General features: G+C 57.0%; 11 protein-coding genes. 10 read left to right on the top strand and 1 reads right to left on the bottom strand.

Annotated elements, in window-relative coordinates; all coding sequences use genetic code 11:
* The 10 genes from AD948_RS01095 to murA form a co-directional block, all read left to right on the top strand.
* A partial coding sequence (locus AD948_RS01095) for a transketolase C-terminal domain-containing protein (RefSeq protein WP_276325345.1) occupies positions 1–354 on the top strand: 354 nt, incomplete at its 5' end.
* A 2-nt stretch (positions 355–356) separates the two neighbouring features.
* Positions 357–1,010, top strand: a complete 654-nt coding sequence (locus AD948_RS01090) for an ABC transporter substrate-binding protein (protein ID WP_039904963.1) — start codon at positions 357–359, stop codon at positions 1,008–1,010.
* A gap of 73 nt (positions 1,011–1,083) precedes the next feature.
* Complete coding sequence (gene hpnI, locus AD948_RS01085) at positions 1,084–2,259, top strand: bacteriohopanetetrol glucosamine biosynthesis glycosyltransferase HpnI (RefSeq protein WP_061470322.1); 1,176 nt, start codon at positions 1,084–1,086, stop codon at positions 2,257–2,259.
* 93 nt (positions 2,260–2,352) lie between these two features.
* Positions 2,353–3,777, top strand: a complete 1,425-nt coding sequence (hpnJ, locus tag AD948_RS01080; RefSeq protein ID WP_006559363.1) for a hopanoid biosynthesis associated radical SAM protein HpnJ — start codon at positions 2,353–2,355, stop codon at positions 3,775–3,777.
* Between the two features lie 93 nt (positions 3,778–3,870).
* Positions 3,871–4,722 (top strand): hopanoid biosynthesis-associated protein HpnK, encoded by an 852-nt coding sequence (hpnK, locus tag AD948_RS01075; protein ID WP_061470321.1) that lies wholly within the window; start codon positions 3,871–3,873, stop codon positions 4,720–4,722.
* Between the two features lie 172 nt (positions 4,723–4,894).
* Positions 4,895–5,080: a hypothetical protein gene (locus AD948_RS01070; protein WP_045541470.1), complete on the top strand. Its 186-nt coding sequence runs from the start codon at positions 4,895–4,897 to the stop codon at positions 5,078–5,080.
* A 130-nt stretch (positions 5,081–5,210) separates the two neighbouring features.
* Positions 5,211–6,896: a carbohydrate porin gene (locus tag AD948_RS01065; protein WP_061470320.1), complete on the top strand. Its 1,686-nt coding sequence runs from the start codon at positions 5,211–5,213 to the stop codon at positions 6,894–6,896.
* A 136-nt stretch (positions 6,897–7,032) separates the two neighbouring features.
* Positions 7,033–7,251, top strand: a complete 219-nt coding sequence (locus AD948_RS01060) for a hypothetical protein (RefSeq protein ID WP_006559358.1) — start codon at positions 7,033–7,035, stop codon at positions 7,249–7,251.
* Positions 7,242–7,796 carry a dCTP deaminase gene (dcd, locus tag AD948_RS01055; RefSeq protein ID WP_035377510.1) on the top strand — a complete coding sequence of 185 codons (555 nt, stop codon included), beginning with the start codon at positions 7,242–7,244 and terminating at the stop codon, positions 7,794–7,796. The genes AD948_RS01060 and dcd overlap by 10 nt, the downstream gene beginning before the upstream one ends.
* A 9-nt stretch (positions 7,797–7,805) precedes the next feature.
* Complete coding sequence (murA, locus tag AD948_RS01050) at positions 7,806–9,068, top strand: UDP-N-acetylglucosamine 1-carboxyvinyltransferase (RefSeq protein WP_006559356.1); 1,263 nt, start codon at positions 7,806–7,808, stop codon at positions 9,066–9,068.
* Between the two features lie 358 nt (positions 9,069–9,426).
* Here the strand turns inward: murA and AD948_RS01045 are convergent, their stop codons facing one another.
* Complete coding sequence (locus tag AD948_RS01045; protein WP_061470319.1) at positions 9,427–10,449, bottom strand: MYG1 family protein; 1,023 nt, start codon at positions 10,447–10,449, stop codon at positions 9,427–9,429.
* Between the last annotated feature and the right edge of the window lie 352 nt (positions 10,450–10,801).

Raw genomic sequence — 10,801 nt, 5'->3', positions numbered from 1 at the left:
CATGGCCTGCCGCCCACGGTGGCCGATGCGCGCTTTGCCAAGCCGATTGATGTGGAACTGGTGGAAAACCTGGCCCGCAACCATGCCGTGCTGATCACGCTGGAAGAAGGCTCGATTGGCGGATTCGGCACGCAGGTCGGCCATCATCTGGCCCGCACCGGCCTGCTCGATAACGTCCGTTTCCGCCCCCTCACCCTGCCCGATATCTTCATCGACCATAATTCGCAGGATGCTCAATACGAGCAGGCTGGACTTACAGCACCACACATTACAAAAACCGCTCTCAGCGCATTGGGCATCGGAGACATGCTTCCAATGAACTTGCCAAACAGCTCAACGGGAACAAAATCATGAGCATGAAACGTATTTCTCTTCGTGCAGGGCTTGTGCTCGGTCTGGGCATGGCACTGCTCCCCGCTGCTGGAACAAGCATTCTTGCTCCGGCAGCCGTTGCTCAGTCTGCTCCCGCCAGTGCTGTCAGCGCACCAGTGCAGACCCTGTATGCCGCACTGGACAAGGCTCAGAATTCAAGCGCCAGCTTTGCTGAACGCTCCCAGATTGTCGGGGCTGCGGTTGATCAGGCCTATGATCTGGACGCCGTGCTGAAGGCCTCCATCGGCCTGCGCTATCAATCCTTGGCGGCGGAAGACAAGCAGAAGCTGCTCAGCGCGTTCCGTGATTTCACGATCGCCCGTTATGTTTCCAGCTTCAAGCCGGGTTCTGGTGCACGCTTCACCGTAAAACCGGCCATTGAAAATTCACCTGTGGGTGATAATAAAGTTGTGAACACGTATATCGGGTCAGACGACAGCATGCCGGGCACCCCCGTAAGCTACATCATGCATAACGGCACCTCCGGCTGGCGCATTACTGATGTGCTGCTGGGCGAATCCCGCATCAGCCAGGCCGCGGCCCAGCGTTCCGATTTCAGCTCCACGCTCACATCTGGTGGCGTACCGGGCCTGATCAACGTTCTGGAACGCAAAGTTAAAACCTTTTCTAAAGATTGAGCAGGAAGAGGGACGTGAAACCAAGCGGATGTATCGACAGCCCATATCTGGGCCGCGTGACGGCTGAGCTGTAATGTCCGCTTTCCCTTTTCTGGCTGCCGCAAGCGCTGTGCTGGCGGTTAGCGGGTGCGTCCAGTCCATGGCGGGCGCACTATTGCTCCGACGTTTCCGCACGCAGGAGCGTAAGCCGGTCACGCTCACGCCGCTCCCTCCAGTAACGGTTCTCAAGCCCCTTTATGGGTCCGAGCCGTTACTGGAAGAAGCGCTGGAGAGTTTCTGCACGCAGGATTACCCTGTCGGAGCCGTACAAATTCTCTTTGGTGTGCGGGACGATGATGACCCCGCAATCGCCATTGTCAGGCGTCTCCAGCAACGCCACCCGCATCTGGATATGCAGATTGTGATTAATCCCGCCGTGCATGGGATGAACCGCAAGATCAGCAATCTGATGAACATTCTGCCTCAGGCGAAATATGACATCCTGGTCATTTCCGACTCGGATATTCATGTCACCCCCGATTATCTGCGGCATATTGTCAGCGCGCTGAGCAAACCCGGCACGGGGCTGGTCACCACCCTGTATGCCGGGCTGCCAGCCAAATCGACCGTGGTGCAGATGCTGGCCGCCTGCCAGATCAACCACAACTTCCTTCCCGGCGTCATCCTGTCCCGCTATCTGGGGCGACAGGACTGTCTGGGCGCCACCATGGCGCTGAAGCGTGAGATGCTGGACGCTGTGGGAGGATTTGAAGCCCTACTGCCCCACGTAGCGGATGATGCCCTTCTGGGTCGGCTGGTGCGGCAGCGGGGTTATGACATCACCATTGCCGATTGCCTGACCTGGACCACCATTGCGGAACGCAATACATCTGAACTGCTTTCACACGAGCTCAGATGGGGCCGCACAGTCTGCACCCTTGCTCCCGCCGGGTATGCGGCCTCGTCCATCCAGCTTCCGCTTTTCTGGGCGACTCTGGTGTTTCTGTTCCAGCCTCATGCGCTGTGGGCGTGCCTGCTGTTCTTCAGCGTATGGGCCATACGGGCCGTGACCGCCCTGCTCATAGACCGGACGGTCGGCACCCGCCCCTTGTGGCCCCTGCTACTTTTGCCCATGAGAGACTGGCTTTCTGCGGCCATTATGGTGGGTAGCGCCAGTGGCACACGTGTGGACTGGCGTGGGCAGACCATGCATGTCGCGCCACACCCCATTCCCCCGCCGTCTCCGGGGCATTTGTCAGCAGAGCGCTGATACTGCTTGTCTCGCCCCTCCCTCGGCGGTAAGTCCCTACCCATATTTCCTGAGTTTCTCAGAACACCTTTCAGCCTTGTCAGGATAAGACCCATGATGAGAACCCTTTTTCTCCAGCCTCCGACCTTTGATGGTTTTGATGGCGGTGCTGGTTCCCGCTATCAGGCGCGACGTGAGATCAAATCCTTCTGGTATCCAACCTGGCTTGCCCAGCCGGCCGCCATGGTTGAAGGCAGCCGTCTGATTGACGCACCGCCTGCTGGCATGGGTATGGACCCCATTCTGGAAGACGCGAAGAACCGCGATCTGGTGGTTCTGCACACCTCCACCCCTTCCTTCGCGAAGGATGTGCAGGTGGCCCAGATGCTCAAGGACACCAACCCCAACCTGAAAATCGGGATGGTGGGCGCAAAAGTTGCCGTTCAGCCGGAAGAAAGCCTGCTGAAAGGTGCTCCGATCGACTTCGTGGCCCGTAACGAATTTGATTACACCATCAAGGAAATTGCTGAAGGCCGCGATTTCAAGGATGTGGACGGCATTACATGGCGCAACAAGGATGGCGTGATTGTCGCCAACCGTGACCGCGCCATGATTGAAGACATGGACAGCCTGCCCTTCGTGACCGAAGTGTACAAGCGTGATCTGCGGATTGAAGACTACTTCATCGGCTATCTCATGCACCCGTACATTTCCATCTACACTGGTCGCGGCTGTAAATCCCGCTGCACCTTCTGCCTGTGGCCGCAGACGGTGGGTGGCCACCGCTACCGCACGCGCAGCCCGCAGCATGTGGCAGCCGAAATCCGGCTGGCACGCCAGTATTTCCCGCAGGTGAAGGAATTCTTCTTTGATGATGATACCTTCACTGATGACCTGCCCCGTGCAGAAGCCATTGCGCGTGAGCTGGGCAAGATGGGCATCACCTGGTCCTGCAACGCCAAAGCCAACGTGCCGCGTGAAACCCTGAAAGTTCTGCGTGACAACGGCCTGCGCCTGCTGCTGGTAGGATATGAAAGCGGCAACCAGCAGATCCTGCACAACATCAAGAAGGGCATGCGCGTTGAAGTGGCGCGTGAGTTCACCAAGAACTGCCATGAACTTGGAATCAAGATTCACGGCACCTTCATTCTGGGTCTGCCGGGCGAAACCAAGGAAACCATTCAGGAAACCATCAACTTCGCCAAGGAAATCAACCCGCACACCCTTCAGGTGTCTCTGGCCGCTCCGTATCCGGGCACGGCCCTGCATAAGCAGGCAACCGAGAACGGCTGGCTGGATGAAAGCAATGCGGAACTGATTGACGAAAACGGCGTGCAGATGGCGCCGCTGCATTATCCGCATCTGTCCCACACGGAAATTTTCACCAGCGTGGAAGAATTCTACAAGAAATTCTATTTCCGCGCCCCGAAGATTGCGTCCATTGTCAGTGAAATGGTTCGTTCTCCGCAGATGATGAAGCGCCGCCTGCGTGAAGGTGTGGAATTCTTCCACTTCCTGCGCGACCGTAACGCGGCCTGATAACGCTCCACTTCCTGTTGGGTTGGAGAGTATGATCTGGCTCCTGTGTCTGGCCATACTCTCCCCTCCGCGACGGGAAGACAGGGTTTACCCATGAAACGCGCCATTATTTCCGCTGATGATTTCGGCCTGTCGGTTGAAGTGAATGAGGCCATTGAGATCGCCCACCGCGAAGGTGTGCTTTCTACCGCCAGCCTGATGGTGGCGGGCCCCGCTGCGGAAGATGCCGTTGAACGGGCAAAACGCCTGCCCAACCTTGGGATCGGGCTGCATCTGGTGGTGATTGAAGGGGCTTCTGTTCTGCCCCACACCCGTCTGCCACTGGTCACGCAACCCGATGGCTGGTTCTCTTCCTCCCAACTGGGTCTGGGGATTGATTACTTTTTCCGCCCCGAAGGCCGTAAGGAACTGGCAGCCGAGATCACGGCCCAGTTTGAGGCTTTTCGGCGTACAGGGCTGGTTCTGGACCATGCAAACGCCCACAAGCACATGCATCTCCACCCTACGGTTGGCCGTCTGCTGATTGATATTGGCAAGCAGTATGGCCTACGGGCTGTGCGCACACCGCTGGAACCCCCAGAACCGCTTTACGCAGCTGGTACCTACACGGATACGCTGGGAGACGCAGCGCTCCGCCGGTGGACCAACCTGCTCCGCCACCAGATCCTTTCCGCAGGGCTGGTAACCAATGACTGGTGCTTCGGCCTGGCATGGAGCGGACATATGACCGCCGACAAGGTGGCCGCACTGGCAGCGCATCTGCCCGAAGGTGTGTCTGAAATCTATTTTCACCCCGCCACCCATAAAAACGCCCTGCTGCAAAAGCTGATGCCCACCTATGAGCATAAGGCGGAATTTGAAGCGCTGTGTTCTTCGGGCTTTCGGGCAGGGTTAGAGCATTCGCATGCTGTGTTGTCTGGATGGCGGGATCTGATCCCTTCATAAACCGACAGGTTTCTTTGCAAGCTATGATATAATTATCACATTTTTGGTAATTTTCTTTCGTTTTCGCTCATATTTCTTGTTATAACTTACTCAATTGTTGACGCTGTTTTTCCTTTCTGTTTCAACTTCTGCCTGACCACTCAAAAAACAAAAACGAAATGGTCCACGCATTATGAAAAACAGCGCCTCTTCCGCAGCAACGTTCCGCCAGCACTCTCATCACGCTGGCTGTTTGACTGATACTCTTCTGTTTTCTCCTGTTTCTCAGAACGCCCTTGGCCTTGCAACGGCATGGCGAAAAGCCGTTCACGTCCGTGCAGGACGTTACAGCCCTGTAGGCTTTACCCTGCACGGTTAACGGCTAGAGGCCCCTGCGCCTCAGCCTCAGGCATCGCCATTTTTTCCTACAAAACGAGAATTCAGGCATGAGACTGTCAGAAGCCCGTTGCGATAAAACGCAACGCCCGCTGTCGTACACCAGATCCCGTATGGATACAGGCTATCTGGCCCTGGCGCTTATAGTGTCCTGGGGAGCAAGCCCGCACAAAGCGGCGGCTGCCCCCCAGACACTGGAAAAACCCGTAGCCCCCGTAACGGACGCCATTGTCAGCCCGAGCGCAAAGGTCCGCCCGAATGTTACGGCAACCACGCGCCCGCTGAATACGGGCATGATGGATGCCGGCAGCCTTGGGCCTGATCCGGCTGCCATCAAGCGCCCGCCCAACACACCTATTCCGCCAAGCGGCGTACCGGTTCTGCCAACCCCCGGTTACGCAACCATGAGTGTGCAGTCTTACGCACCGGCGGGGGATCAACAGGGAGCGGCCCACACGCTGGAGCTTGATGCCCTGACATCATGGGAAGGACCATCAGGACTGCTGCCACCACGGCTGGACGCCCTCCGCCGTATGGACATGAACGACCCTTATTACGTACCCACGGCGGGCTCTGGCCATCTGGTGCCACAACTGACAGGCCCCAGAAACTGGCTGCATGACCGCGGCTTCACATTCTCCTTCACGTACAAGGGAGAAGCCATGGGCGTGATGACGGGAGGGCTGGAGAAAGGGGTCAGCTATGTGCATGAACTCACCCTTCAGGGCGTATTTGATCTTGAACGGATGGCACATCTGAAAGGATGGTCCGTGCATGCACTGGTCATGGAACGGGCAGGCAAGGCGCTGCAAAACGGGCGGCTGGGCGAGTATTACGTTGCCATGCAGGAAGTCTATTCTCTTTCTGGCAACGTGGCGGCGCATCTGGTGGATCTGTATGCCGAAAAACGCTTCATGCAGAACCGCATGGACGTCATTTTCGGCCGCATGTCCCTCACCCATGTGTTTGCGACCTCTCCGCTGCTGTGCTCCTTCATGGTCACATGCTCCGCGCCTGTTGCATTGAAGCAGAATCCGGGTTTCAGCGTTTACCCCAAAGCCACATGGGGCGCACGGGTGCGCCTGCGGCCAACACGCGATACAGCGCTGCAGGTAGGCGCGTATTCCGTCAGCGCCCTGACCGACAACCCCAGCGGCTGGGCGTGGGGAGCAGAAAATACCACTGGCCTCTCCCTGCCGATCGAATTCACGTGGCAGCCCTTTCTGACCCGCAACCGTCTGCCGGGCCACTATGTGATCGGCTATGCGCATGACACCACCCGCTATGCGGACAAGATTTCCTCCGCACTGCCTGAGAAGGTTGCCGAAACCATTCCCGGAAAACGGTCTGCCCCGTCAGACATGTTCTGGGTGGAAGCAGACCAGATGATCTATCGGCGTGGCGGGCGTAACATGATGGCCGGCGGCTATCTGATGGCAGGTTACGTGCATGTCACCCCACGCGTGGTCAATCTGTCTGATCAGGCCTATGCCGGGTTCTCTCTGGTGGGGGTCATCCCCTCCCGTCTGACAGACCGTCTGGGGGTTCTGTATTCCTGGTATCATGTCAGCCGCCGCAGGAGGGAAAGCCAGATTCTGGCGCAGGATGCAGGCCTCTCTCTGGGCTCCACCCTGCATGGCGTGCAGAACGATTCCCATATCATTGAGGCCTATTACGCCATAGATGCCTTTCCCGGCGTGCTGATCCAGCCCACGTTCCAGTACATGATCCATCCGGGCGAGACACACCACATTCCTGATGCCTCCATCATGGGGCTGAAACTGATCGCCAATCTCTGACCATTATTCCCCTGTATGGAATGCATCTGAAGGCGTTCCATACAGGCATCGCGCGCGCTTTGACGCGCACGGCACCTAGGCATGGCAGCGCCTCTCTGCTAGGCAGCAGAGGATACTTTAACATTCTGACGCTGGCATGACTGACACGCCTTCTTCTCCCTCTTCCGGCCCTTCTGTAACGCCCAAGGCAGCAGACGCAAAAGCTGACCGTGCAGCACGGCAGGCCGCTGCGTTGCGCGCCAACCTGCGCCGCCGTAAACAGCAGGCCCGCAGCAGGCAGGAACAGGAAGCGGATACTCAGCCCGCCACATCCCCAACAGACCCCGCCAATGGAGAAACCCCGACATGCCCGTGATGCCCGATACTTGGATCCGCCAGATGGCACAGGATCACGGCATGATCGAACCGTTTGTAGAAAGCCAGAAACGGGAAGGCGTGATCTCCTACGGTCTGTCCTCCTACGGGTATGATGCGCGCGTGGCGGATGATTTCCGTATTTTCACGGATGTGAACAACGCCATTGTGGACCCCAAGAACTTCAGCCCTGAAGGATTTGTGTCCCGCAAGGCAGATGAATGCATCATTCCGCCCAACAGCTTCGTGCTGGCCCACACCATTGAATATTTCCGCATCCCGCGGGATGTGCTGGTGGTATGCCTCGGTAAATCCACTTATGCCCGCTGCGGTATTATTGTGAACGTCACACCACTGGAACCCGAATGGGAAGGCCAGGTAACAATCGAGATCAGCAACACCACCCCGTTGCCTGCGCGCATTTATGCCAATGAAGGCATCTGCCAGTTTCTGTTCTTCAAGGGAGAAACTCCGTGTGAGACCAGCTACGCAGACCGCGCAGGCAAATATATGGGCCAGCGTGGCGTTGCCACGCCCCGCATGTAAGCAGAACCCATGGACAGATTCATTATCCGGGGTGGCCGCCCCCTTCACGGCGAAATCACGATTGGCGGGGCCAAGAATGCTGGCCTGAAACTGCTTGTGGCAGGCCTGCTGACTTCTGAACGTCTGGTGCTGACCAATGTGCCGCACATTGCGGACATTGCCACCATGTGCGCCCTGCTGACCCAGCACGGCCTGACGGTTGAGGCTGTAAACGGTGACAAGACCACCCTTTCCGTAGGGGGCGAAATCACCAGCACGGAAGCGCCTTACGATATTGTTTCCAAGATGCGGGCCTCCATCCTTGTGCTGGGCCCACTTCTCGCCCGCTGTCGGGAAGCCCGTGTTTCCCTCCCCGGTGGCTGCGCCATTGGCACCCGCCCTGTGGATATGCACCTCAAGGGGCTGGAAACACTCGGCGCTGTCATCACGCTTGAAAACGGCTACATCCATGCCCGCGCCCCAGAGGGCCTGAAGGGCGACCGCATCGTGCTGCCGTTCGCCTCGGTTGGGGCAACGGAAAACCTGATGATGGCCGCCACTCTGGCCAAAGGGCGCACGGAAATTGTCAACGCGGCACGTGAGCCGGAAATGGCTGATCTGGCAAGCTGCCTGAACGCCATGGGTGCCAAGATTACCGGTGCGGGCACAGGCCACATTATTATTGATGGTGTGGAAGCCCTGCACGGAACCACGCACCGCATTATGTCTGACCGCATTGAATGTGGCACATATGCCTGCGCTGCGGCCATTACCGGGGGTGACCTTCGCCTGATTGGTGGCCAGGTTGAACATCTGGGCGCTGTGGTGCGCGCATTTGAAGAAGCGGGCGTGGAAGTAACGCAGGAAGGAAATGCCATGCGCGTGCGCCGCACCGGTGCGCTGCGTGGCATTGATATCATGACAGAACCCTACCCCGGCTTCCCGACAGACATGCAGGCCCAGTTCATGGCGCTACTTTCTGTAGCGGAAGGCGCATCCATGATTACGGAAACCATTTTTGAAAACCGGTTCATGCATGTGCCGGAACTCAACCGTATGGGCGCACGCATCAATGTGCATGGCTCTTCCGCCATTATCCGGGGCGTGCATAGCCTTTCTGGCGCACCTGTCATGGCAACAGACCTCCGGGCATCTTTCTCGCTGATTCTGGCGGGGCTGGCGGCCCATGGAGAAACCATTCTAAGCCGTGTCTATCATCTGGACCGCGGATATGAAGCCGTGGAACGCAAACTGGCTGCCTGTGGCGCCCAGATTGAACGTGTCAGCAACTGACATTTTCAAGGCCGGGCTTTTTACAGCCCGGCCCCTGTTCAGCATGCCTGCATAAGAAACAGACACGTAAAAACCACTCAGCCTTCAGCTTTTTTGCAAAACTGGCTGCATTTTCCTGATACAGGTTGGCCCCTATGGGCGCTTTGCGTGCCTGATGACGTGTCGTGTGCCAACACTCATCAAACCTTGGCAAAAAATTTGAGAAATACAGTAAACAAGCGAAGCGGCTGTCTATTTTTCCGACCACTCAAGCATCGTTACAGAGTACTGGCAGAGATCTGCCCTTCTCCCTTTTTTACTCAAGCCTGACATTTTCCTTCTGCCCCGGAAAATTTTCACGGGGCAGGAAGATTACGCCTTATTGCGGCTGGTTTGCTGCATCAATTTCCAAAGCAAGCTGCGCCATTTTCAGCGCCCCTTCCCGGCTTTTAGCACCGCAAATGAAACGGGCCGGATGCGCAAACACGGCGTCTTCCACGCCAGAGACCTGCGCCAGCGTCTCTTTTTCCAGTCCACCCCATGCTTCCGGCAGGGAAACCCGTTGGCCGAAATCCCCGCGCACGGGCGGAATTGCCTTTACGTTCCACTGATCCGGGCCAGCCGGGGAAACAACATACACAACCGGAAGATCATGCTCGAAGATCACCTTCTCGGTCGGCATGCCGGTTTCCATGAGCAGAATCCGTTTGTCTTCGGCTTTTTCATAGGCTTGCAGAACGCGGTCTGTTGCCTTCAGGCTTGCCCGCACACGGTCGACCGTGTTGACCAGATGAGCCGCCGCCGCTGTCGCCGCATTGGCAAAACCCAGAGCTTCCCGCGCCAGCGCTTCCTGCCGACCATACAGTTCCATTGTGTCCCATGCAGGGCCACAGGCGGAGACAATATCCGCCAGAGAAAGCTTGCCCATTTTGGCAACGCCATTGTCATCCTGATCAATGGGCAGAATCAGGGATTTGTCGATTGTCCGCCACATTGCCTCCAGTGTGTCATCATCCACCGGGCTGGTCAGAATATTACGCAGGGCAGCGCGGCCATAATCCTTCCACAACAAACCTGCAGCGCTGTATGGCACCCCATCTTCACGCAGGGGCTTTTCCTTCATGTGGTGATCATACCGCCCCTGGGCAGGATCATGACGGCCGCCTACGTCAAAAACAATATCAGCCTGGGCAATCTGGTCTGGGGCACGCGTACGGACCAGTTCCAGCCCGTCAGACGCTGCACGGTCAATCACACGCGCGCGCAGATCTCCTTTGGGGGCAAGAGCGTAATGAAGCATGACATACCCCATTGTCTCATCAAGATGGAAATTCCCTGAATGGGTCAACGCTCTGATGGATCGACGCTCTTGTTCAAGACCAATGGGAGTATGTTCTGACATCTAAAAACCTGCTGACAAACGGAAAGAAGAGTTTGGAGTTCCGCCCTTTCATGCCTGACAGCGCGGATGCAGACAATCCGTTCTCACCATTCCTGCGTCCTCCGCACATTTTCCAGCCATCACAAAGCGGATTGCGGGGCTCGTTTTCGATCACGACAAACCCCTGTGAGACGCAACCTTACGCGACAACATACTCACAGGCTGTTTGAGCAATCTGTATGGGCGGTCTACCGGCATTTTTTGTAGCTGAACCGTTTGGATTTACGTCATGATCATGCCGCATCCGGGCTGATAATCTCTCTTTTCACTTTCTAGGGCCAATCGACATTCAGGATTTCCAAATAGGCTAATC

The sequence above is a fragment of the Acetobacter senegalensis genome, from assembly GCF_001580995.1.
Taxonomy (GTDB): Bacteria; Pseudomonadota; Alphaproteobacteria; order Acetobacterales; family Acetobacteraceae; genus Acetobacter; species Acetobacter senegalensis.
The sequence above is the reverse complement of the archived record's forward strand: the minus strand, read 5'-3'. Positions and strand labels throughout refer to the sequence as shown.